We start from the raw sequence: 25,148 nt of genomic DNA, 5'->3' as shown, positions 1-25,148 counted from the left end.
ACTCATCTTTTTTTACTATGTCTGACGCTGAAAAATCCCCCATGAAAATCGCTGTGCTCATTTCAGGAAATGGCTCTAACCTGCAAGCCATTATTGACCACCAACAACAATCTAAAAACCTTTACGAAATTGTTTTGGTGATTAGTAATCGCCCTGAAGCATTTGGCCTCAAAAGAGCTCAAAAAGCTGGCATTGCGACCAAGGTCATTGACCATACAAACTTTACCGGCCGGGAAGCTTTTGATGAACAAATGAAAATTGCATTAGATAAGGCAGAAGTAGAACTTGTTGTTTTAGCTGGGTTCATGCGAATTTTAAGCGCCGAATTTACCGAGCACTTTCTTGGAAGAATGCTGAACATCCATCCATCACTTTTGCCGAAATATCAAGGCCTAAACACACATCAACGAGCACTGGATTCAGGTGATAAGGAACATGGATTGAGTGTTCACTTTGTAACACCAGAACTTGATGGCGGCCCAGTCATTGTTCAATCTAAAACGAACATTCAAAATGACGATACGGCTGAATCATTGCAACAACGAATTCACACGCTTGAACACACCGCTTATCCAACGGTTGTCGAATGGTTTGCACAAGGCCGCCTGCTTTTCAAACAGTCAAAAGTCTATTTCGATGCCAAAGAACTGAATTCGCCAATTATTTTAACGAGTGATAATTCCAATGCTTAAGTCTTTATCTTGTAAGCTTTCTGGCTTTGAAAGACTCAGGCATTACTTTGTGGCATCGACTCTGTTTATCGGCGTTCAATTAGCCAGTCCAAATACCTATGCATTCACGCTAAACGATTTCACAGCACACTTTACGGTTCAAGTGGCCAGTTTTAATATTGGACAAGGCACACATACCTTTAAATGTGTTGAACAAAACTGTACTTTAAAAAGCTACGCAAAACCCAGTGGGTTTATTCGAAATTTTTTTAAGGATGAGCTTTACGAAACGACTGAACTGACACAAACGGATTCACAATTGCTTTGGCAAAGCTACCAAAGAAAAGATGTACGTTACAAAGGCAGCAAAGTATCTGAGCGAGTCAAAACCTTAGAAAAAACCGATCAAGCTATTATCTATACTGAAAAACAGCAAAGCTTCCCACTCAATCATTCAGCATTTGACCAAATGAGCATTGCTTATGTAATTCAATGGTTACGCCTAAACAACGCACCCAGAGACAAATTCAACAAACTTATTCTTCAAACAGAAAAAGGTCAATTCCCAATTAATTTTACTGAGTTTGGTCAAGCGACAACTCTTGGCTTAGCTTTTGCCAACTCAACTCTTAAAGCGGAGAAGTTCGTTCTACAAACCGACAAGATAAATGTTGAATTATGGTGCTTAGCCGAGTACGACTGGTTTCCTGCCAAAATCAAAATTTATAATAAAGATAAAGACCGAACCATTACCTTAGAACTTGCTAAGGCGCCTCGTTTAGAGTATTAAATACTCTATACACAAGATCTACCACGAGACAGAAACGACTATGAAACTAAGCGATCGCGACATTATTCAACATCTTAAGGCTGGACACATTAACATTGAACCTATGCCAAGCACAGACAAAATTAAAGGCATCAGTGTTGACTTGCGACTTGATAACCGTTTTCGAGTTTTCGCTGACCACACCGCACCCTATATTGATTTAAGCGGCCCCAAAGATGAAGTTCAAAAAATTATGGATCGGGTGATGGGTGAAGAAATCACAATAGAGGAAGACCAAGCATTTTTCTTGCATCCGGGTGAATTGGCACTTGCTGCAACTTACGAATCCGTTACGATTCCCGACAACTTAGTAGGTTGGCTAGATGGACGTTCTAGCCTAGCGCGTTTGGGTTTGATGGTGCACGTGACTGCACATCGAATCGACCCCGGCTGGCATGGTCAAATTGTGTTGGAAATTTTTAACAGCGGAAAGCTTCCACTTGCCCTTCGCCCAGGAATGGACATTTGTGCCATTAATTTTGAAACACTTTCGAGCGCTTCGGAAAAACCCTACAACAAACGTTTGGATGCGAAATACCGCAATCAGCAAGGCCCAACAGCCAGCCGTATCAATCAAGATAGCAAACAAGAAGCTGAAAATCAGGAACAGCTAGATTTATTACCTGACTAAACCGCTCCACGCTTAAATTCACTCGTCACTACACAAAGCTGTTTTTCATCATGAATTACAGCTTTTTTTGTTTACACTCCTTTAAAAATTACTGATAATTGCGAACAAATTATCGTTTTAATCTCGCAACAAATTTAAGATGCTGGAAAGCGATGATTCCCCTCACTTAGCAACACTGTGTAAAGGTTTGTGATATGCATATTGGTTTTATGATTGCGCCATGGGAGTCTCTAACTCCTACCAAAAATTCTACGATTCTTGTTATCCGTGAATGCCTAAAACGCGGCCATAAGGTCTCAATTCTCTATCCAGAAAATCTGACAGTACGCAACAATGTTGCTTATGGAGGTTTAATGCGAATTGAAGAGATGGAAAAAATTCCTGAAAACATTGTTCAGTTCCATAAAAAAGTCACTTTTAAACCCGTGCTAACACCTCTGCACTCACTCGACAGCTTAATGATTCGAAAAGATCCGCCGATTGATCCAGTGATTTTTAACTTCTTGGATTCCATTAAAAACGAATGCGTGATTATGAATGATGTTGATGGCATACGAAAAGCGAACAACAAACTATTCACTTCGACTTTCAACGATCCAAGCAATAGTTACTTACCGATTACCCACGTTTCAAAAGACAAAGAGTTTATTCGAAAAGCCATTAAAGAGATGCCTGGCGATAAAGTTATTCTCAAACCTTTGGTTGGCTCAGGTGGCCATGGAGTCATCGTTCTCGAAAAAAATGCACAGTCGAATATTAGCTCTATTTTGGATTTCTACATTAGCGGAACTGGCAACGAGAACTATGTCATCATTCAAGAATACATCGAAGGTGCTGAGCAAGGAGATGTTCGTGTACTCATGCTGAATGGGAAGTTTCTGGGCGCTTACAACCGTAAACCACCTGAAGGTGATATTCGCGCCAACATCCAAATTGGCGGCACCGCACACAAATATAAAATGACCGATTCACAAATGGCAGTCTGTCGAAAAATTGGTCCCCGTTTGGCCGCTGATGGTTTGTATTTTGTGGGCGTCGATATGATTGGTGACAAAATCTTGGAAGTGAATGTCTTAAACCCGGGCGGAATTAGCAATATCAACAAACTCGACAAGGTCAAACTTCATTTAAATGTGGTTGATTTTATAGAAGAAAAAGTCAATGAAAAACACGAAAAGCGCGCTGAGCTAGAATTTTTGCTGAAACGCCTAAACGATCTAAGAAGTGATGACTATTAAAAATAGTCAAACTAGCGAATAATCTGGGAATTAAAACAACAATCTTTAAATGTAAGGCGGAACAAATAAAATTCCTTACCGGCCGGTGAAAATTCAAAAGATACCGGCCGGTAATAAATTTAACGTGACTGCAAAAACAACTGATACCCTAGATTATCACTCTCATTGAAATACGGATAACCCAAAGTTTGCAAATAATGCTCAAAATCATTTTGCTGATTATCGGGAACCTGAACCCCCACCAAAACTCTGCCATAGGCGGCACCATGATTTCGGTAATGGAATAAACTAATATTCCATTCCTCACTCATATGAGACAAAAACTTCAGTAATGCACCCGGTCGTTCAGGAAATTCAAAACGATACAACTGCTCGGTAAATGTTTCTGGCTCACAATCAGAAACATTCGCATGACCTCCGACCATATGGCGTAAATGCAACTTTGCCATTTCATTATCAGTCATATCTACAACATCATAACCTTGCTGTTGCAAGCTCGTTAGAATTGCTTGACGCTCCGCAGTCCCACTTTCAGTTCGCACACCAACAAACACAACTGCATTTTTTGGATTCGCAAATCGATAATTGAACTCTGTAATCGCCCGATGCCCACCTAAAATCTCACAGAATTGTTTGAAACTTCCCGGCCGCTCAGGAATCGTCACGGCAAAAATCGCTTCCCGCTTTTCACCAAGCTCTGTTCTTTCTGAAATGTGACGAAGTCGATCAAAATTAATATTCGCCCCACTAACAATACACGCCATATTTAAGCCAGAAACTTGGTATTTTTCGACAAATTTCTTCATTCCAGCTACGGCTAAAGCACCGGCCGGTTCAGAAATAGCTCGCGTATCTTCAAAAACATCTTTAATCGCGGCACAGATTTCATCGGTTGACACCGTCAACATTTCATCCACACACGTTTGTGCAATTCGAAAAGGAATTTCACCTACTTGAGCAACCGCAACACCATCTGCAAACAACCCTACTTGCTCTAAAACCACGCGTTCTCCAGCTTCTAAAGCCTTCGTCAAGCAAGCCGCTTCTTCAGGTTCAATGCCGATAATACGTGTTTTAGGCGAGACCTGTTTAAACACCGCAGCAATTCCAGAGATTAATCCACCGCCTCCGACACAAACAAAAACCACATCTAGCGGTTTAGAATGCTGACGAAGCATCTCCAAAGCTATTGTGCCCTGTCCGGCAATCACATCCAAATCGTCATAGGGGTGAATAAACGTAAGATTTTTTTCTTTACGCAAGATTTCTGCATGCAATTTCGCTTCATCAAATGCATCGCCATGCAAAACGACTTTACCCCCCATTCGCTCCACAGCACGATATTTGATAGGTGGTGTCGTCTTAGGCATAACAATCGTGGCAGCAATCCCCATCTGCTGTGCAGCAAGCGCAACCCCCTGTGCATGATTACCGGCCGATGCAGCGATTACTCCTGCCTGTTTTTCGTCATCCGTAAGTTGCGCCATACGATTATAAGCGCCGCGTAATTTGAACGAGAACACCGGTTGCAAATCTTCACGTTTTAGCCAAATATGGTTTTGAAATCTCGTTGAAAGCTGGGGGGCACGTTCTAATGGTGTTTCAACTGCAACATCATAAACAGGGGCTCGTAAAACGCGTTTTAAGATTTCAGCAGGCATAGTGTTTTCTCACTTAAAATTAAGCCGCTTAGTATAACACTCAGAGCCTAAGAGAATATCCCAAGGAGAAAATCTTAATTTATTTAACACTTTTTTTAATAGCTCCACACTATTGACACTATTATGCAAACCTATCGAAAAACTTCCCTTGTTTTTGTAGGAAACCTTAGAGATTACTCAAATTTCTTGCACATTCTATTACGTACAATATGCGCAGTTACAAAACACAATAAGTTTATTAAATACAAGGAATCATAACCAATGTTCACTCGTAAAAGACTTAGTCTTGCCATTCTTTCCGCTTTAGTCACAGCACCGACTATGGCACAAGCTGTTGAACTGCCGACTGTTGATGTTGAAGCACCTGCGCCAGCTTCTCAAGTTTCAACCACGGAAACGTCAGAACTCGTTGCCAACGGTAATTCAGAAACGGGGTCAGCTCTTCGCAATATTAGTGGTGTGGAAGGTTCACGACTGGGTGGACATGGTGTTGACTTGTTTATTCGTGGACAAGGCCAATCTCAGCTAAATATCCTCCTTGATGGTGCCAAAATAGAAGGTGGCTGCCCGAACCGGATGGACCCACCAACCGCCTATGCTGAATTAAACAGTTATGATGAGATTATTGTGACCAAAGGCGTTGCGACCGTCACAAAAGGCTCTGGCGGAACGGGCGGAACAGTTGAATTTGTTCGCGAAACCCCAACCTACGATCCAAACAAAATGGTTTCAGGTTCTGTTTCTGCAGCCTCCTCAACCAATAGTGTTAAGCACGACATCACCGCTGAAGTTGAAGCGGTTGGTGAAAAAGGTTATCTCGTGGTTCAAGGCAATACCAAGTCGGCAGACAATTATGAAGATGGCAATGGCAACGAAGTCCGCTCAAGCTATGAAAGTCGCCAAGGTCATATAGATTTAGGTTGGACACCAAACAAACACCATGAAGTGAAACTTTCTTATGAAAATACTGTGGTTGACGATGCCCTGTTTCAAGGCGCAGGAATGGACGCGCCTGAATCGGACGGTACGACTTTAAGACTTCAATACAAGGGTAATGACCTACGTGGTGCTACCGGTTTTATTGACTACGTTGAAATTGATGTTTATCAATCTGAAGTTGATCACATTATGGACAACTACACATTACGTCCGGCCGGTGACATGAAAATGGTTAACCAAACGAATGTAACAACAGATGGCGCTAAACTGAAGTTAACATCAATGATTGGTCACACTCAACTAGATTACGGTGTTCAAACTGAAAAACTGGAAAAAATTTCAACTTTGAAAAATGCGATGGGTAAAAGTGCTTGGTTTATGTGGCCAGAAACGCAATCAACAACCAATAGCGTATTTGCAGAATCCACATCTTTCTTTAAAGACAATCAAAAAGTGATTCTAGGTCTTCGTTATGACATGTTTGATGCACAAGCTGACGGCGTAAATAAAGCAACTGACATGGGCAACATTGCCTCTAACGTCTATCAAAGTGTTTATGGTGTTACCGATACCGATAATGATTCAAATGACTTGAATGTTTTAGCGCGATACGAAAAGCAACTGAATGCAAACACTGAAATGTTTGCGGGTGTGTCTCGCACCTTCCGCTACCCAAATGCAACCGAACTGTATATTGTTAAGGGAACTGACTGGGTTGGAAATCCAAATCTAAACCCAGAAGAACACAACCAGATTGATTTAGGTCTCTCTCAAAGCTTTAACAGCCTTAATTGGTCTGCCAATGCGTTTTATGACAAAGTTGACAACTATATCTTGAGTTACAAACAAGGTGGGCTGCGCTATGGAAATATTGATGCGAAAATCTATGGTCTAGAGTTGGCCGCATCCGCTCAGGTTTCACCATCAGTCATCGTCGGTTTTGATAGCACCATCACCAAAGGAAGTAACGAAGATACCAATACTGACCTTGCTAATATGTCACCATTTTCAGGTAAAGTATTTGCGCAATATCAAACGACTGACTTAACCGCTGGCGCTCGAATGAACTTTGCTCAAAAACAAGATGATGTTAATACTAACATTGGTGAAAAACCAACTGCTGGTTGGAGCACAGTCGATCTGTATGGTAGCTACCAAATCAATAAAACCATTGCGATACTTGCAGGTGTTGATAACGTGTTTGATAAAGCTTACCAAAACAGCTTCAACCGTATAGATAGTCAAAACGGTAACCTTTATAACCTCTACGAACCAGGTCGTATTATCTGGGCACGTGTGAATGCAAATTTCTAATCTTTCTTAAAACTCTCGGTTTAACCAGCGTCTATAATCCAATTCGCTGGTTTTTTTATATGCCCCACATTTATCTACCTCATAGAGAGGGAATACTATGAATTTCAAACAGACTCTTCTTGCAACCGTTTTAACTGGTATCGCTGTCGGAGGCTATTATCTGTTGAATTCCTCAACTCAACCTCAATCTGAAGCAACTTTAATTAGTAATGAAAAGCCAACCGGAGGTAACTTTACACTCAATAGTGTGGATGGGCCGGTGAATTTAAGTGACTACAAGGGAAAGTTGACTTTGGTGTATTTCGGTTACACTTATTGTCCAGACATTTGTCCGACCAATCTTGGTAACCTCTCAGTTGCTTACCGAGGTCTATCGCAATCACAAAAGGATAATTTACAGATTTTATTTGTATCTGTGGACCCTGAACGCGACACGCCTGAACGATTGAAACAATACGCTGATTATTTTGAAGCAGGAATTATTGGACTAACAGGAAATCCGCAAACCATTTCAGAGATTTCACAACGCTATGGAGTAGTCTATGCCAGAGTAGATGATCCAAATAATGGCACCAATTATGCAGTGGATCATAGTGCTTTTACCTATGTAGTAGATCAAAACGGCGTACTGCAAGAGCAACTACCCCATGCCACATCGCCTGAAAACTTTATTGAGGTCATTAAGCGCTATCAAAATAAAGGTTAGACTTTTATATTAGCTTTAGATTACGACCTGTCAATCAACTTAAAAATTACTGAAATTAAACAGGAATACTCATGAAAAAAACACTTATCGCACTTTCTCTCGCAGCAACCAGCACTCTAGCAAGTATGAACCTTATGGCTGCTCAAGCTGACCACATTAATATCGAAAACCCTTTTGCGCGTGAAGTACCGCCAGGTGCGCCAGCCTCAGCAAGTTTTATGACCTTGAAAAATAATTCGGATGAACAAATTGACATTGTTGCGGCGCATTCTGATGTTGCAAAAGTGATAGAACTTCACACACACACCAACGACAATGGTGTCATGCGTATGCGTAAAATTCCACAAATCGAAATCCCTGCAAATGGCACCACCGAATTAAAACCGGGTGGCTTGCACATTATGTTGATTGGGCCACACAACCCTATCAAGGTTGGACAAACTGTGACAGTTGAACTTGAATTCAAAGATGGCAGTCGCAAAACAGTAGATATGCCCGTAAAATCTTTCAAAAAAATGATGATGAATCATCAAGGCATGCAACACGGCCATGGTATGCACTGACAATCGTTCCTAAACATTTCAGCATTTACTGATATTTCAGTATAATGCTGTGACTGAATTCACAAGAGCGGGCTAACACAATGAAAATAAAAACACTTTTTGCTACAGTTTTGATTTCTGGGCTTTTATCGACAAACGCTTCTGCAAATGCGGACGAAGTTCTAAAAAGTAATTTGACGTTAAACGACATTTTGCAAATGTGCGTTGATTACGCCAAAAAAACCGAGGCGGATGAAAAGCAAGAAATCATCAAGCAATTGCAACTTCGTAACTTATTGGCAGATCTTGACCTTGAGCATGTCGATAACAAACACGTTGTCAATGGCATGACGAAATGCGGAATGTACATGGCGAAAGGCTCTCCTAAAGCAGCACAAACTCGTCAAATTCGTCCAATGACATTTAAAACCGTCCATGTTTATGAAGATAATTACATTGTGACCCAGTCTGGAATGGTTATGGCTGTCCATGAGCGTAAGGAAGGCGAAATGCCCCCTTCTCTTGCAGCCGAAAAACCAGATATTATGCCTCCGCCAGTGCTGCATCATTAATGTGATAAAAACGTCTAAAATACCAGCTACACGCTGGTATTTTTATATTGAAAAACAATACTCTACAGTGAGGAACCGGCTGATCAAAATACCGGCCAGTAGCAATTGTACGACTATACAAAATACGAGTTTTTCAGTAGAATCCCCACAAAATTTTTTATCGCATAAAATAAACAGCGTTTTTTCTTTATGTTGAACATTCGCTAATAATAACAATAAAGGAGTCACCCATGACGCAAGATGAATTAAAGCTAGAAGTTGCCAAAGCAGCCATTGAATATGTTGAGGCCGGTACAATTATCGGCGTGGGTACGGGTTCTACAGCGAATTTTTTCATTGATGAATTGGCAAAAATCAAAGGTAAGATTAAAGGTACGGTCGCCTCTTCTGAAGCCACTGCAGAGCGCTTGAAGGGTCACGGAATTCCAGTTTTTGACCTAAACAGTGTTGATGAAATGTCAGTTTATATTGATGGTGCTGATGAAGCAGATCCGGGGCTAAACCTTGTTAAAGGCGGCGGCGGTGCACTAACACGTGAAAAAATCGTTCTAGCCGTTGCAAAGAAATTTATTTGTATCGCCGACGATTCCAAGAAAGTTGATGTCCTTGGTAAGTTCCCTCTTCCTGTTGAAGTTATTCCAATGGCTCGCAGCTATGTAGCACGCGAAATCGTTAAACGACTAGGTGGAGAACCTGTTCTTCGTGAAGGCTTCACAACGGATAACGGTAACGTAATTTTGGACATTCACGGCCTACAAATTACCGATCCTGTCGCTATGGAAAGCGAACTGAACTCAATCGTAGGTGTTGTCACAAACGGTTTATTCGCTGCTCGAAATGCAGACGTCTTTCTATGTGGGACAGCAAACGGCGTTGAAACCATTACCTGTGACTAATTTTTGCTGAGGTTAAGATGAAAAATCTGTCAAGCAAACTATTTGGCGGCCTAGTTGTCGTTCTCTTAGGCTCTTTATTGTACTTTACCGTCTTTTCAGACGGATTAGGTAAAGCACCCGCCGTCACCATTACCGCTCCTGATGGTTCTACCATTAATTTGGAAAAACCTCTCAAGCCAATTTTGGTGAATTTCTGGGCAACTTCTTGTCCTGGGTGTATTTCTGAAATGCCCGATATGGCCAAAATGAAGCAGACTTTAGGTGACCGTTTTGAAATCGTAGCGGTTTCAATGAACTACGATCCAAAAGAACAAGTCGAGAAATTTATTGCTGCCAACCCTTATCCATTTATTTTTACCATGGATACAGACGGTGCAATTGCCAAAGCATTTGGTGATATCTTGCTCACACCTACAAGTTTTTTAATTGCACCAAACGGCAATATTGTTTACCAAAAAGTTGGCATTATTGATTTTGAACCGGTTACGGAGCGCATCAAACAATTGAGTCCGCAACTTTAATCGTCATTCTTGACCTCTCCAAAAACCACCTCGTCATGTTAATGACAGGTGGTTTTTTTATCTCTGAAATTTGAAATTACAATGAATAAATCACCAATTTATGGACTTTACGTCATTACCGATCCAATACTGTCACCGGCCGGTAAAGTGTTACAAGATGCCGAATTAGCCTTAAAAGGCGGCGCAAACATTTTACAGTTTCGAGATAAAACCACAGATTGGAACACGCAACTCTCACTTGCAAAACAACTCCGTCAACTTTGCCACGATTACAACGCTATCTTTATTATTAACGATGATATTGAACTGGCGAAACAATGTCATGCCGATGGTATTCATTTAGGTAAAGAAGATGATGCATTAGAAAAAGCACGAAGTGAACTGGGGGGAAATGCCATTATTGGAATCTCATGTTACAACTCATTAGAACGCGCCTTTGAAATGCAAAGCCGTGGTGCAAATTACGTCGCCTTTGGCCGATTCTTTGCCTCAAAAACCAAACCTAAGGCGCCCCAAGCCGAAACTGAAACGGTGATCGCAGCAAAACAAGCCTTGCACATACCCGTGATTGTGATTGGGGGAATTACACAGGACAATGCTCCCGAACTCATTTCAGCAGGAGCTAACTCGATTGCAGTCATCCAAGGTGTTTTTGCTCAAAATGATATTCAAGCAGCCGCAAACGCTTTGAGTAATTTGTTTCCCTCGCACAAATCCTAATCAAATCGTTATAATGCTTAGCGTAAAAATTGACCCAAATAAATTCAAAAGGAAACCCAATGAGCAAGTCACAAATGCTATTTGAAGCCGCCCAAAAACACATTCCTGGTGGCGTAAACTCACCGGTTCGCGCTTTCAAAAGTGTGGGTGGAACACCGGTGTTTTTCAAAGAAGCCAAAGGCGCCTACCTCATTGATGAAGACGACAAACAGTATATTGATTATGTCGGTTCTTGGGGGCCTGCAATCTTAGGTCACGCGCATCCTGAAGTGATTAAAACCGTTCAAGAAAAAGCGGTTCATGGTTTAAGCTTTGGTGCGCCAACGCAAATCGAAACAACCATGGCTGACAAAGTTTGTAATCTGATTCCATCGATTGATATGGTGCGAATGGTCAGCTCTGGAACCGAAGCGACCATGACTGCTATTCGTTTAGCTCGCGGTTATACCGGTCGAGATAAAATCGTCAAATTTGAAGGATGTTACCATGGGCACTCTGATTCATTATTGGTTAAAGCAGGTTCTGGTGCTCTAACGTTAGGTGTACCTTCGTCACCCGGTGTTCCAGAAGCCCTAGCTGAATCGACGATTACTCTGACTCATAATGATTCTGACGAAGTACGTAAAGTATTCGCCGAAATTGGAAAAGAAATCGCCTGTATTATCGTTGAACCTGTAGCGGGGAATATGAACTGCATTCCACCGGAAGAAGGATTCTTGCAAACCCTTCGCGAAGTCTGTGATGAAAACGGCACCGTTTTGATTTTTGATGAAGTCATGTGTGGTTTCCGTGTTCATCTAGAAGGTGCGCAAGGTTATTATGGTGTTCAACCGGACTTAACGACCTACGGTAAAGTTATTGGCGGCGGTATGCCTGTTGGCGCTTTTGGCGGCAAAAAAGAAATCATGTCATACATTGCACCACTTGGCCCTGTCTACCAAGCTGGAACACTTTCTGGAAACCCTCTGGCCATGGCGGCTGGTCTGAAAACTCTAGAGTTAATTTCTGAAAAAGGTTTCTTTGAAAAGCTGACTGAACAAACAGCTAAATTGTGTAGTGGCCTACAAAAAGCAGCAGATGATGCTGGTATTCCATTTACCACGAACCAAGTTGGCGGCATGTTTGGCTACTTCTTCACTGAACAAAAAGAGATTTCTCGTTTTGCACAAGTTTGCCAAGGTGATATGGAGCGTTTTAAAGCGTTCTATCACGGCATGCTGGACGAAGGTATTTACTTGGCACCTTCCGCATTTGAAGCAGGTTTTGTTTCTTGTATGCACTCCGATAAGGATATCCAAGCGACTATTGATGCCGCAGCACGAGTGATGAAAACTTTGTAGCATTCAACTAAAGCTGTCTAAAAGACTTTTTGCTCAACCTCAGCCAAATTTGAATCCATTTTTAATACCGGACTTGCTCCGGTATTTTTTTAGGCGTAAGCTTGGAATATCCACAACATTCTGGAGAACGATGATGAGTATCGAACAACTCACCACACTTTTTGGCTGGTTAAGTATTATCAACATAGTGCTTCTCAGTTTTTCAGCAATTATGATTTTGGCCTTTAAAGACTTTATTACCCAAATCCAGTCGAAACTGTTCAAACTAAGTGCCACTGAACTCATGCCAATCTATTTTCGCTTTCTAGCGCAATATAAACTTCTCATTATCGTATTTAACGTGACACCTTATCTTGCCCTGAAACTTATGATTTAACTCTATTCCAGTTCAACTCTAGCGATACAAGTCATGCAAACCATCCCACCTGAATTTGAAAAGATACTATTAGAGCTTTTAAAAGAAGGAAACAAATTCAAAGAACATGAATTAATGCAGGAGCTGGTCAAATCGGGGTTTGAACAATTCTCTCCCAGCCTTGATACACTGAAATTATTCCAAACCCATTTTTTACTTTTTCATTTTTTGTACCGTCTCCAGCAAAAATGGCTAAATGAAAAAAGCGGTTTTTTAGAAATACATACGCTAGAAATTAAACTAAATTCTTTTCAAAAAACCTCAGAGCAAACTTTACCGGCCGGTAAGGATTCACTACGTGAATACTATTTAAACCTTGATAATCTCACAGAAACAACACAAGACGACGTGAACCAATTACTGGATAACTTTTGGAATACCTTTGAACAATGGCTTTCACCAGAAAACATCGTCGAGGATTTAAATACAATGGAACTCAGCATTGATGATTTCAACCATCATAATTTACAACAACAACGAAGAACACTGTTGCAAAAATACCACCCTGATAAAGGTGGCTGTAGTGAACGATTTAACAACATCCAGCAAGCAAGTAAGCGCTTAGAAAATCATCTGTCACATCAAAAATAATAAAAACATCAGAGATGTCACCTGTCTTTAAAATCATCACCAAGCTCCCACCTCATTGCCGTTCATTACACTCGCTATTGAAGATTAAAATTCCCTTCTTTATAAAGGTGCCATTGATTTTTACCCTGACGTTTGGCTTCGTACATCGCAAGATCGGCGCAACGAATCACATAATCAGCATCTTGCTTATTTGAAGGAAAATAGCAAATTCCCATACTACTTGATACCTGAACAACAACCTCATTCAAAACAAATGGCGTCGATAAGGCTTCAATAATTTTATTTGCCACGGTCAATGCGTGATTTTCACTCTTATTGTCACCAATCTCAGCAAGGTGGGGAAGCAATAAAATAAACTCATCACCACCAATACGATAAACCGAATCTTCCGCCCTTAGGTGTGATTTCAAAGTGTTCGCCACTTCAATCAGCAAAGTATCTCCCACTTGATGCCCATAAGTATCATTGACCGGTTTGAAATTATCTAAATCAACAAACAATACAGCACCTTGAAAGCCATGACGTTTTGCCGTAGCAATCGCTTTTTGCAAATCTCCAATCAATGCACGTCGATTGCCTAGACTTGTAAGCGGATCTTGGAATGCAATACTTTGCATCATCTGTTCATATTTTTTTTGTTCGGTAATATCTTCAAAGGTACCTTCCACCCCAATAACCTGTCCATGTTCATACACATACTGGCTGTTAACTGAGATCCAATGAGGATTTCTTAAAGCATCATATACTTGAATTTCGTAGTTAGTGATTTTGCCATTAGCTTCATCTAATGCCGATAAAAATCCCTCTCGACTGAATGGATAAACATAATAATCAGATATTTTTTTGCCTATAATCTCCTGCATAGGTTTATGAAAAAACTCTTCAACCGAGGGCGATGCCTCAACAATTAGACCTTCTAAATCCGCCCGATAATAGACTACCTGCAAATTATCAATAATGCTTTTGAAATGCTCATGCGACTGCTTGAGCGTTTTTTCAGTCGCTTCACGCAAAGCAATTTCATTTTTAAGCGACTGAGCGTTTCGCCAAAACCAAAGTGCTAACAACATAAATGCAATAAGGCCAGTCATAGCCAAAAGTAATGTTTGCCAAAACAATTTAGAGTCAATTTTTGGGTTGGGTTCATAAACAAACCCATTTAAATCTAACGGCCCCTCAACGAAATTGGCACGCTCTAAGGCCTCTGCCATTTTTTGAAACCGTCCTGAATTAATGTTTCCAATCGGAATTAATTTTGGCAAAATTAATTCTGTAAGTTTTTCCGCTTCAAAACGCAAATGCGCTCGACTTTTAGTAACTCCGTAATCATTAATCAACCAATCAATCACTTCTTCTGGATGCTCTAAAGCATATTCCCAACCTTGAATCGTCGCGGTATAAAACGCTTTAACCCTTTCAGGATTTTCTCGCAACTCCTGTTGGGTGGTGAACAATATATCACTGTAAAAATCTATGCCGTAATTCAAAGGTTCAATTAAAAAAGGTTCAATACCCTGTTGCATCAAAGCAAAAGGTTCATTGGTACTATAAGCATTAAAAGCATCAATATTTCCCAAAATTAAATCATTGACATCATGGCTGCTCGAAACAATCTCCAGAGTTTGAAGATCAATTCCTTCATGAGCAAACATCGATAAAAACTCCAAATCTTCCGTGCTACCCATCATCATAATTCGCTTGCCAGATAAATCTTGTGGGGTGCGAATACCAGAGTCTTTTCGAGTGAGCAAGACGGATGGAGAGTGTTGTAAAATTGCCGCCATTGCAACCAAGGGTTCACCATTTAAAAAATGGTTCAAAAGTTCAGTGTTGGCTTCACCATAATTTGCTCTGCCTGCTAAAACTTCATTAACCGGCTTACGAGTAGGTGAACCTTCTAAAATCTTAACGTCCAACCCTTGATCGTGATAAAAACCCTTTTTCTGGGCAGCATAATACCCAGCAAACTGAAATTGATGTTGCCAACGAAGTTGCATCGTTACATTTTCAAGCGATTCACTGGCCTGCGTACTTGACTGAAACAGCAGCAACCCTGCAATGATTAACCATGCTAAATGCATGAGGTCACCAGGACTAAATAATAAATCTGTATCAAATTGTTCTACCCAAATTTTGCAGAGGAAAGCTTTTCATCAATACAATCGACGCCTGCGTCTGCATTCGCTTTTTCCAATTTTAATCAAGCATAAGAGTTTATATTTACGTAATTTTACTAAAATTATAAACCTTATAAACCGATTTTTCGCTGAATACTGAAAATTCGAGTTACCTTTTTACAAAACAGCTCCTTCTCTAAGGAACCTCTGATTGAATCAAATTGAAATTCTGCGAGACTTCTAGTCCGATTATTTTAGGCGTGGCACGCAGGCCTTAGTCACACTAAGGTCAAGGGTCACAACAACAAAGAATCGGACTAGAAGCCTCACCTGTAGGGGCTTAGCCAAATTTATCATCTCTGCGTTGCGAAGTTTTGCAAGGTCTGGACATTCCTGCAACTTCACGCCTTGACCTGAAAAATTTGGCGTTGCCAGAAATTAATCTGATTCAATCAGAGGTTCCCTATAGCGCTTATGACCTCTTTATGAATATTTAATGGATTTGCCAGCTTTCTCTTCCAGTGGCTTTTCCGGCCATCGATGTTTCGGATAACGTCCACGCATTTCTTTTGCCACGTCAAAATAAGAGGTTTGCCAAAAGTTGGCTAAATCGGAAGTCGTTTGAATAGGTCTTTGTGCCGGTGATAATAACTCAAAGGTTAAATTCACCTGACCACCTGCCAATTTTGGCGAACTTAGTTCACCAAATACCTGTTGAAGTTGAAGCGATACCTTGGCATTTTGCCCAGAATAATCAATCGAAAAAAGCCTACCGGACGGTGACAAATACTGTTTTGGCGCTTCTTTTTCTAGAATGGATAAATTTTGATAGCCCAAGACACCCTCAAAAACCTGCACGAGATTCACTGTTTTTAACTCTGAGATACTGGACATGTTTAATGTATATGGCTCCAACCAATCCATATTGGCAGCTAGAGTCTCATCATTCAAAAGACCAAATGTTTCAAAACCACGAAATTGTGACAACCAACGCGCCCGTTCAATGAAGTGTTGTACTTTCTTTGTCCAAGGAAGCAAACTGAAATCTTTTTGTACCACTTGCAATAAGCACTGCTGAGCCATTTGCAAGTCTTCAATTTCCACCGGCCGGCTTGAAATCATCAATTCTTGTAAGAAGATTTGCTGTTGCGCTTCAACCTTTTGCTTTTGCACATTAAAACCGGCCGACCGTTTTTCTTGCAAATTCAGCTGCGCCTGAACCTTTTCAAAGTCCAGTTCAGCAGCCAAATAAACTCGAGCATTTTGTTGAGAGTGAGTCACCTGAGCATTCAGTTCAATCGCAACCATATATTCAGACTGAAAAGTGTTGTCAGGCACTTGTACCCCACGACCATTTGCCAATTTATAATGACCTACCTGACCTCTTTGCTTGCCAATTCGATCCGCATAGGCTGGCGCTAATAATTCTCCTAACGAAATCTCTTTTAGCTGCTGTTGCGCAGCATGATTCATTGGTAAGGAGAATTTTTTATACAACGCCATTCGAGACTGTTTAAAACTTTGCAAACGACTGCGGTGTAAACGTTTTACTACTGCTTTATCTTGGTTGTCGAGCGCCTGCCAAACCCAATGCAAACGCAGTTCAACATCAATTGAATTGACCTCATTGCGATCAGCAATCACTTCCCCTTCTTGCAGCAAAGCCACCAAATCGCATGCCAAAGCTAACACCTGATTTTGTTGAGCTATTTGTAAAATTTTTGCAAACCTAGGCTCAGGATGAAGCTTCATTGCTTTTTCACCGGCCGGTAAGAAACGACCATTTTCATCCATGAACTTCAATGCTTGCAAAACTGTTTGCGCACGTTGCAAATGTGTTTTTGGGGGAAGCGTTAACCACTTTAATTCTTCCGGTTTTACCCCCCATAGTGCGAGCTCCATCTGCAAACCCGTCAAATCGACCCGCTCAATTTCTGGCGGTTGATGAGACAACAAGTTAAATTGTTGAGTTTCACTCCACAATCGATAACAGCGACCTGCTTGTAAACGCCCTGCTCGACCCATTCTTTGCGTTGCAGAAGCTTTAGCAATACGTTGCAACTGTAATTTGGACATCCCCACATTTGGATCAAATACCAATAATTTTTCCAAACCAGAATCGATCACCGCGGTGATACCTTCCAATGTAATTGATGTTTCAGCAATATTGGTACTAAAAATAACTTTACGCTGATGACCTTTCTCAAAAACCTTATTTTGATCGTTTACGTTCAAAGCACCATATAAAGGCAAAGCAACCACATCTTGTGACGCGCACACCGACTTACAGTTCTGAATTGCCTGCATCACCTCACCCTGCCCTGCAAAAAATAACAAAACATCTCCTGAAGTCTCACTAATAGCTTGCAACAGAATTTTTGGGAGCTGAGGGAATTTCCAAATGGGTGTTTGCGAAGGTGCAGGATGATAAGACACCTCTACTGGGTAACCTCTCCCTTCACAAAACAAAAACTTACCGGCCGGTAAAAAATCTTTTAACGACATTTCATCTAATGTTGCCGACATTACCAAACATTTCAAATCCTCTCGCAAATTTTCTTGAATTTCTAACAACAAGGTCAGACTCAAGTCGGCCTGCAAGTTTCTCTCATGAAATTCATCAAAAATCACCAAACCAACCCCATCTAATTCAGGATCAGATTGAATCATCCGCGTTAAGACTCCTTCAGTGATAATCTCTAACCGAGTATTTTTTGTCACTTGGGTTTCATTGCGTACACGGTACCCAACCGTTTGCCCAACCTTTTCACCTAGCTGCCCTGCCAGAAACTCAGCTAAACGTTTAGCTGCCAAACGTCTAGACTCTAACATCAAAACTTTTTGCTGAGAAAACTCCGACATTGGCAAAACCGCCAAGGGAACTTGCGTAGACTTACCAGCCCCGGGTTCAGCCTGTAAAATAATTTGGTTTCGCTCTTTGAGAGCTTGGACAATTTCAGGAAGAACTGAAAAGATGGGTAATTTCGCATGAAGAGTCATAGACAATAAATTTGTATCGTTTTTTAAAAATCCAGCAGAATATAGCATGACTTGCACAAAAACGATGTCCGTTTTATGATTGCTTGCTTCGATTAAAATTCAATTTTTCCCATGCTTGAGAATATACAAAACACCCAGTCTCATGAAATCTCAGACATCATCGAACTGTTTAACCGAACGTTTTCGCAAACACACAATACACGTTTAGTTTGCTGTGAACCTGAGCCTATTTACCGGCCGGTAGATAATGAGTGTTCTTTTAACCGTATTGTTTTTGCCCATGGCTTCTTTTCAAGTGCATTGCATGAAATTGCCCACTGGTGTGTTGCTGGAAAGGAACGTAGAAAACTAGAGGATTTCGGTTATTGGTATGAACCGGATGGCCGCTCTGAAGACCGTCAGGCTGAATTTGAAAGAGTCGAAGTAAAACCTCAAGCACTTGAATGGATTTTCTCTGTTGCTAGTAACCATCAATTTCACTTTAGCGCCGACAATTTGGAAGGCGATGCGAAACCCTCCAAAGAGTTTATGGAAAAAGTGCTAATTCAAGTGCACACCTATCTGAATAACGGCCTGCCAAAAGATGCAGAAATATGGAAACAAGCACTTACTCAAAAATATCGACCAAATATTCCAGTCAAGCCAACTGACTTTATGATCACTTAGTACGTCATAGATATTTCCAACAACGCAATCTCATGCTCATTTAATGCAGTTAGTGACTCTGTAAAATAAACAGCAAGCAGAGATTTAATGTCCATTCACTATCTAAGCACTAGACATCCTCGTTCACGATTATTTTAGGAAGATTAATCTCGAAACAGTTCTGTTCTTTTTCACGAATATATCGAAATTGCCCGCCGTGTTTTTCGGTAATCACGCGAACAATCGACAGCCCAAGACCGGAATCTATTTGAAATGAAGGTGAGGTTAATTGCTTCTCTATGGAAGTTTCAAGCGGTTCACCTTTGCTACAAACGCTTAAGACAATGCCTTCATCTACAGGTTTCAGAGTAAAGTGTACTTCGCCTTGTCCGTATTTCAAGGCGTTATCGAACAGATTAATCAGAGCGCTTTCCATATAAACAGGATCAAATTCATAAAGATAATTATCTGAGACGTCAATTCTCCAGTCAGGACTGGGGTTACGCGCTAAGTAATCGGAAAAAAGATCAAAGCAGAACTCGCTTAGGGATAACTCTTCTTTTTTGAGCATAAAACTCTGGAGGTCAACTTTTGCAAAATCAAATAATTGATCAAGATAATGCTTAAGTTTCAAACCATTTTGATAGGCCGTGCTTAGATAAGGATCACTCCCCTTCTTTTCTGCCTGCTCCATATAACCCAGTAAGTTGGTTAAGGGAGTCCGAAGATCATGCGACAGCCTAGAAAGAAGAAAGCGTCGCTGTTCGTCTGACTGCTCCAGCTGAAGCACTTGAGTTTGTATCTGCCGGCTCAAGGCGCTCATATCGTTTTGCAATTGATCCAACTCACTCTGATTTTCTTTCGCTGGGGGGACGCTTTGAGTTCGATCTTGTCGAAAACACTGAATTTTGTCAGATAAAAAAGCGATTCTGCGAATCAAACGAGAAAATAGTAATACTCCTAAAAGCAATCCAATTAACAGGCTAAAGCCCAAAGCATAAACACCAAGCTTGAGCATAAGGCTCTCTTGGAGCTGACGATTAACATCCGATTCGATACTATCCTGAATAATCACATAGAGATAATAGTTTTCTTCACCATTTGTGCTGGGTAAATGCGCGACGGAAAATGGTTTTTTTTCATGCAGGCTGCGCGGATCATCCCCTAAAGGCCATTGGCCGACAACCGGCTGATTCAGCATCGCCTCAATCGGTTGCAAACTGACTTGCGTGAGTAAAACTTTCTTCTTATCTGCCGCATAACGCAGAATATTGCCCTGTTGATCTAATAAATAAATCTGCAAATTGGGATTGAGTAACATATAGCGTTCAAAAGTGTTGGAGACGGCATTTTCATCAAGTTTGCCATGCTCAACGAGTTGATGATCTTTAATCAGAGTGTCAGCCATATTTATATGGACGCGGGTTTGTACTTGTTGCAAATAATAGTGCGCCATGCCGTAACTGACAAACAAATAAATCACACTGGAAATAAAAAAAACGCTTGCCAGCATCAAGCTATATTGGCGAAATAATTTTGATTGCAAAGCCGTTGTCATATTCTGCTGTCTCGTTTGCGTGTTGATTACAAAGAATCTGGGTTTAATTTGTAGCCAACGCCCCAAACGGTTTCAATAATTTGCGGCTGATTAGGATTGTCTTCGATTTTCTTGCGTAAACGATTAAGATGACTATTGACGGTATGTTCGTAGCCTTCATGCTGAATCCCCCAAACTTGATTCAACAAATCCGAACGACTGAAAACTTGCATTGGGTGCTGAGCAAAGATCACTAAAATAGCAAACTCTTTTGCCGTCAGGATCAGAGCTTCCCCCTTTAGCCAAGCCTGATGGGAATTCGGTTCAATTTTTAAAGAGCCAATCTCAACGACATCCTTTTCAACAGGTTTTTGTGACCGTTTAACACGTCTTAAAAGTGCTTTCATTCTGGCTTTAAGTTCTGCCAACCCAAAGGGCTTACTTAAATAGTCGTCTGCTCCAATCTCCAAGCCTACCACCCGATCTAATTCATTACCGCGAGCGGTCAACATTAAAACCGGCGTGTTTTCATCTTCTTTGCGTAACTCTCTACAAAAATCAATGCCGTCGCCGTCTGGAAGCGACAAGTCCAAGACAATCAGGTCAAAATCATGCTGTTGCCTGATCAGACTCGCCTTTTTCAAGGTGTTGGCGTTATAGGAATGTCCTTGAAGCTCTTCTACTTGAATAGCAACTAAGCGAGCAATATCAATATCATCTTCAACGATTAAAACGTTCATTTCTAAGCCTAAAAGCCCTCAAAAAAGAGGGCTGATAAAACGAATAGCACGCCCTTAACGGATACGTTTAGGTAAAATGGCTGGTTTAGTAAAGACCCAATCCTGGTTTTTCACTGGAGTGTGGCAGGCTACGCAGGAAGAACTCGCAGAAACTGCATCTTTTCCGAATGGCTTTTGTTCAGTTCCTAACCAGCGAGCCCACCCCCAACCGGCAGTGTCCTTCCATTTCTCGGCATCTTTAAACATGAATTCAGCATGAATAAATTCACCCGGTACAATTGCAGGTTTCCAGTGTTCATCATTCCGTTGTTTCCAAACCAGTTTGCCTAAAGCCGTACCATCAGGCCAAGGGTTTGTCTGACCTTTTTCAACGGCTTCCACAGCAACCTTATTCCCAATAATCGCTCGAACACTCTTATGATCTTCTCGATGAGAAACAGAAACAATATCCCAATCTTGATAGTTTACTGGAAAAGCAATGCCATTTGCTGTTGGCTCAGGCACTTTGTTTTCTTCGGCTAAAACCGAAGAACTCAATACGGATACTAACCCTAAAGAAATTAAGGCAGATTTACTGATTATCTTATACATTTGTCGATACCTCTTTGTGTTGGTTTCACTAAGATTATCGACACTTAAGGAGTACCAGTCCTCACAAAACCTTCACAAAAGTTATTCTTTACTTAACAAATTTACATCTGCCAATTTAAAACTACTTGCAGGAACGAGTTTAAATAATTTGTGTGATTTTGGGCTAACTGTAACTTTTAAGGTGGACTTGCTTATTTTCGATCACTTGCAGAAGGGAGTCAAAATACTTGGCCAAGGTAGAAAAGAGTTTAATAAACAGGATTCTAAAACAATCTGGTTTCTTCTCCAACATTTGAATAGTTTCGGATTTTTGAGTGTTGTTGCAAAAAGAAAATAGTATAAAAGGTTCTGTTAGAAAACCTAAAAAACTGTCAAATCATTAAAGGTCATTCTGGAGTGATTTTGAAAATTTCAAGCTAACGTAACCCATTCAGATTATTTCTTCGTTTTAGGCGGCATCACCATCCAGACAATCCAACCAACAAGTAATCCCAATAACACAATCTCCAGTAATGCCCACACGTTCTGACTTCCTAAACTTAAAAAATTTTTTCCAAGATTAACGTTTTCACACTCAACTCTCAACTGTGGGCGACCCATTAGGTAAATGAAACTCCAGAGAGTTCACATTCACCTGTCTACTCTACAAAACTATGAACTTTTAGTTTTCTTATGCTCAAGGCTCACGACATTTCCGGAAGCACTTGCACTTGAAATTTCAAAAAATTCCATCTGTTTTTCCAAACTAATTGCCTGATGATTCAAATTCTCAGCAGAAGCCGAGGTTTCTTCAACCAAAGCAGCGTTTTGCTGAGTCACTGTATCCAAATTTGAAACCGCCTGATTGATTTGAGAAATCCCCTGAGCTTGTTCTTTGGAGGCAACAGTAATTTCCGAAACCATTTCAGCAACTTTCTGAATACCTAGATTAATACTTTCGAATGCCTCACCTGTTTGTGAGACATATTTCGAACCATTTTCAACATTTTCCACCGATGCCTCAATCAGTGTTTTAATCTCCTTAGAAGCCTCTGCCGATTTTTGAGCCAGAGAACGGACTTCTCCGGCCACCACCGCAAAACCACGCCCGTGTTCACCGGCTCTTGCGGCTTCCACCGCGGCATTTAACGCCAACAGATTGGTTTGAAAAGCAATACTGTCAATCAAAGTCATAATCTCAGCAATTCGTTCTGAGGACTCTGTAATAATTTGCATTGACTCAACAGCTTTTTTCACTACTTCACCGCTAGCCTTCGCATCATCGGCAGCTTTTGCAGCATACTGGCTAGCCTGACCAGATGTTTCCATATTTTTATTAATGGTCGCTGTGATTTCTTCCATAGAAGCAGCCGTCTCCTCCAAAGAAGCCGCCATCTGCTGGGTTCGATCATTTAAGCGTTGCGAGCCTTCAGAAACTTCATTTGAGGTTTCAGATACCTTCAAAGACACATCTAGAATATCTGTGACGGTATAATTCAGACTCTGCACACTTTTGTTAACCGCATCTTTTAGTGTTTGCAGCTCTCCAGAATACTGATTGGTAATGGATTGGGTTAAATCCCCTTTGGATTGAGCGACAATGACGCAAGTCAAATCTGTAACGGCATTATCCAAATTTTCCATAGACCGGTTAATGGCATCTTTGAGTTTCACCAAATCGCCTTTGACCTCTACGCCAACTCTGTTTTCAAAATGACCGGCCTGCATTTCATTCATTACCTCAATAATTCCATTAATCGAAGCGTTCAAAACATGTGTGGTCATCTGAATTTGATCGAGAATTTTTTGATAACCACCTTTAGCATTCGATTCAATCTCAACAGAAAAATCACCTTCGGACAAGGCACTCATGACTCTTTCGACTTCCTGCATAATTTTGTCAATCTGCTCAGCAGATTGATTGACGCCATCTTTTAGAGTCTGAAAATCACCGACCATCGGCAACTCAATACGTTCGTGAAACTCCCCTTTGGCAATGAAACCAACTACATGGGAAACATCTGAAAAGGTATCTTTTAAGAAAAGCACATGCTCGTTAAACTGTCTGACAATATCTCCGATTTCATCATCCTGCTTCAACTCAATTTGTGCAGATAGATCACCTTCATCACGAACTTTGCGTAACGCTTGAGACATTTGCAATACCGGTGAAACGACCGAACGGTTCAATGCATAGAAAAGCATGGTAATAACCAAGACCACAACAACAATTATGCCAAGCATTTTCATAAACTCTTGAAACAATATGGCTTTGATATCATCAATATAGATGCCAGTTCCAAGAATCCAGCCCCAATCTTTTACTCCTTGAACGTAACTTAATTTGGGAACCGGTTTTTCACTTCCCGGCTTACTCCAATGGTACGTTACATACCCTGAACCCGACTGTTGAACAGTTTTCACCATTTCGTTAAACAGATAAACACCTAACCGGTCTTTCGATGTTTTTAGGCTTTTACCATCCATTTCAGATTTAATAGGATGCATGATCATTTTGGGCTCGTGATCGTTGATCCAGACATAATTGCCATTATCATAACGATAAGCACTGACTAGTGATTTAGCCATCATCTGAGCCATTTCTTTGGAAATTTCGCCTTGACTGACTTTCTGCTCTAAAGCACCAATCTGCTTAGTTAAACCACTGATTACAGATTCAACCAATAAAGCTCTGTCAACATACATCTGCTGATATTGCGAATAGAGATTTAACCCGCCTATTAAGACATAAGACGAAAGTACTGTTGCCATCACAGCAAGCAGTTTTGTTTTTAATTTTAAATTTAGGAAATAATTCATGACGCAAGCTCTCCCCCATATTTTTATTTTACTGAGAGCCGGTCAAAACATGCATGCAAACTCTTGCCGGCCGCAGATGAGATTCGTACAAGAACAATTTCATTTTCGCACAAACATAGTCGGCCAAATTTAT

General features: G+C 40.9%; 22 protein-coding genes. 15 read left to right on the top strand and 7 right to left on the bottom strand.

Going from position 1 to position 25,148, the window contains the following annotated elements; all coding sequences use genetic code 11:
• The first annotated feature begins 41 nt into the window (after positions 1 to 41).
• The 4 genes from purN (at position 42) to gshB (ending at position 3,369) form a co-directional block, all read left to right on the top strand.
• Positions 42 to 692: a phosphoribosylglycinamide formyltransferase gene (gene purN / locus D9T12_RS05255; protein ID WP_206199138.1), complete on the top strand. Its 651-nt coding sequence runs from the start codon at positions 42 to 44 to the stop codon at positions 690 to 692.
• On the top strand, positions 685 to 1,461 hold the full coding sequence (locus tag D9T12_RS05250) for a DUF3108 domain-containing protein (RefSeq protein WP_130537193.1): 777 nt from the start codon (positions 685 to 687) through the stop codon (positions 1,459 to 1,461). Before purN ends, D9T12_RS05250 begins: the two co-directional genes overlap by 8 nt.
• Before the next feature lie 40 nt (positions 1,462 to 1,501).
• Positions 1,502 to 2,131 carry a dCTP deaminase gene (dcd, locus tag D9T12_RS05245; RefSeq protein ID WP_130537192.1) on the top strand — a complete coding sequence of 210 codons (630 nt, stop codon included), beginning with the start codon at positions 1,502 to 1,504 and terminating at the stop codon, positions 2,129 to 2,131.
• Positions 2,132 to 2,325: 194 nt separating this feature from the next.
• Positions 2,326 to 3,369 carry a glutathione synthase gene (gene gshB, locus D9T12_RS05240; protein ID WP_130537191.1) on the top strand — a complete coding sequence of 348 codons (1,044 nt, stop codon included), beginning with the start codon at positions 2,326 to 2,328 and terminating at the stop codon, positions 3,367 to 3,369.
• A gap of 119 nt (positions 3,370 to 3,488) precedes the next feature.
• On the opposite strand, the gene ilvA is transcribed toward gshB, so the two are convergent.
• Entirely contained in the window at positions 3,489 to 5,030 is a 1,542-nt protein-coding gene (ilvA, locus tag D9T12_RS05235) for a threonine ammonia-lyase, biosynthetic (protein WP_130537190.1), read from the bottom strand.
• Between the two features lie 261 nt (positions 5,031 to 5,291).
• On the opposite strand from ilvA, the gene D9T12_RS05230 reads away from it, so the two are divergent.
• The 10 genes from D9T12_RS05230 (at position 5,292) to D9T12_RS05185 (ending at position 13,586) form a co-directional block, all read left to right on the top strand.
• On the top strand, positions 5,292 to 7,283 hold the full coding sequence (locus D9T12_RS05230; protein ID WP_130537189.1) for a TonB-dependent receptor domain-containing protein: 1,992 nt from the start codon (positions 5,292 to 5,294) through the stop codon (positions 7,281 to 7,283).
• Positions 7,284 to 7,380: 97 nt separating this feature from the next.
• Positions 7,381 to 7,989, top strand: coding sequence for an SCO family protein (locus tag D9T12_RS05225; protein ID WP_130537188.1), 609 nt, complete (start codon positions 7,381 to 7,383; stop codon positions 7,987 to 7,989).
• Between the two features lie 71 nt (positions 7,990 to 8,060).
• Positions 8,061 to 8,552 (top strand): copper chaperone PCu(A)C, encoded by a 492-nt coding sequence (locus tag D9T12_RS05220; protein WP_130537187.1) that lies wholly within the window; start codon positions 8,061 to 8,063, stop codon positions 8,550 to 8,552.
• 80 nt (positions 8,553 to 8,632) lie between these two features.
• Positions 8,633 to 9,103 carry a hypothetical protein gene (locus tag D9T12_RS05215; RefSeq protein ID WP_130537186.1) on the top strand — a complete coding sequence of 157 codons (471 nt, stop codon included), beginning with the start codon at positions 8,633 to 8,635 and terminating at the stop codon, positions 9,101 to 9,103.
• Positions 9,104 to 9,333: 230 nt separating this feature from the next.
• Entirely contained in the window at positions 9,334 to 9,999 is a 666-nt protein-coding gene (rpiA, locus tag D9T12_RS05210; RefSeq protein WP_130537185.1) for a ribose-5-phosphate isomerase RpiA, read from the top strand.
• A 17-nt stretch (positions 10,000 to 10,016) separates the two neighbouring features.
• Positions 10,017 to 10,520: a peroxiredoxin family protein gene (locus D9T12_RS05205; RefSeq protein WP_130537184.1), complete on the top strand. Its 504-nt coding sequence runs from the start codon at positions 10,017 to 10,019 to the stop codon at positions 10,518 to 10,520.
• Between the two features lie 81 nt (positions 10,521 to 10,601).
• Positions 10,602 to 11,240 carry a thiamine phosphate synthase gene (thiE, locus tag D9T12_RS05200; RefSeq protein WP_130537183.1) on the top strand — a complete coding sequence of 213 codons (639 nt, stop codon included), beginning with the start codon at positions 10,602 to 10,604 and terminating at the stop codon, positions 11,238 to 11,240.
• A gap of 59 nt (positions 11,241 to 11,299) precedes the next feature.
• Positions 11,300 to 12,580, top strand: a complete 1,281-nt coding sequence (gene hemL / locus D9T12_RS05195; RefSeq protein WP_130537182.1) for a glutamate-1-semialdehyde 2,1-aminomutase — start codon at positions 11,300 to 11,302, stop codon at positions 12,578 to 12,580.
• Between the two features lie 133 nt (positions 12,581 to 12,713).
• On the top strand, positions 12,714 to 12,956 hold the full coding sequence (locus D9T12_RS05190; RefSeq protein ID WP_130537181.1) for a DUF6868 family protein: 243 nt from the start codon (positions 12,714 to 12,716) through the stop codon (positions 12,954 to 12,956).
• A gap of 33 nt (positions 12,957 to 12,989) precedes the next feature.
• Positions 12,990 to 13,586: a DNA-J related domain-containing protein gene (locus D9T12_RS05185; RefSeq protein ID WP_130537180.1), complete on the top strand. Its 597-nt coding sequence runs from the start codon at positions 12,990 to 12,992 to the stop codon at positions 13,584 to 13,586.
• A 74-nt stretch (positions 13,587 to 13,660) separates the two neighbouring features.
• Here the strand turns inward: D9T12_RS05185 and D9T12_RS05180 are convergent, their stop codons facing one another.
• The gene (locus D9T12_RS05180; protein WP_130537179.1) at positions 13,661 to 15,667 is read right to left on the bottom strand and encodes an ABC transporter substrate-binding protein; all 2,007 of its coding nucleotides are present in this window, start codon (positions 15,665 to 15,667) and stop codon (positions 13,661 to 13,663) included.
• 519 nt (positions 15,668 to 16,186) lie between these two features.
• A complete protein-coding gene (gene hrpB, locus D9T12_RS05175) occupies positions 16,187 to 18,751 on the bottom strand; it encodes an ATP-dependent helicase HrpB (protein ID WP_240693252.1) in 2,565 nt (854 codons plus the stop codon).
• Positions 18,752 to 18,814: 63 nt separating this feature from the next.
• On the opposite strand from hrpB, the gene D9T12_RS05170 reads away from it, so the two are divergent.
• Entirely contained in the window at positions 18,815 to 19,369 is a 555-nt protein-coding gene (locus D9T12_RS05170) for an elongation factor P hydroxylase (protein WP_130537177.1), read from the top strand.
• Between the two features lie 109 nt (positions 19,370 to 19,478).
• On the opposite strand, the gene D9T12_RS05165 is transcribed toward D9T12_RS05170, so the two are convergent.
• The 4 genes from D9T12_RS05165 to D9T12_RS05150 form a co-directional block, all read right to left on the bottom strand.
• Positions 19,479 to 20,906, bottom strand: coding sequence for a sensor histidine kinase (locus D9T12_RS05165; RefSeq protein ID WP_130537176.1), 1,428 nt, complete (start codon positions 20,904 to 20,906; stop codon positions 19,479 to 19,481).
• A 26-nt stretch (positions 20,907 to 20,932) separates the two neighbouring features.
• The gene (locus D9T12_RS05160) at positions 20,933 to 21,625 is read right to left on the bottom strand and encodes a response regulator transcription factor (RefSeq protein WP_130537175.1); all 693 of its coding nucleotides are present in this window, start codon (positions 21,623 to 21,625) and stop codon (positions 20,933 to 20,935) included.
• A gap of 54 nt (positions 21,626 to 21,679) precedes the next feature.
• On the bottom strand, positions 21,680 to 22,216 hold the full coding sequence (locus D9T12_RS05155) for a cytochrome P460 family protein (RefSeq protein WP_130537174.1): 537 nt from the start codon (positions 22,214 to 22,216) through the stop codon (positions 21,680 to 21,682).
• Positions 22,217 to 22,867: 651 nt separating this feature from the next.
• A complete protein-coding gene (locus D9T12_RS05150; RefSeq protein WP_130537173.1) occupies positions 22,868 to 25,015 on the bottom strand; it encodes a methyl-accepting chemotaxis protein in 2,148 nt (715 codons plus the stop codon).
• Between the last annotated feature and the right edge of the window lie 133 nt (positions 25,016 to 25,148).

The organism is Thiomicrorhabdus indica (genome assembly GCF_004293625.1).
Classification (GTDB): Bacteria; Pseudomonadota; Gammaproteobacteria; order Thiomicrospirales; family Thiomicrospiraceae; genus Thiomicrorhabdus; species Thiomicrorhabdus indica.
Note: the sequence above shows the minus strand (reverse complement) of the source record. Positions and strands in the feature narration are given on the sequence as shown.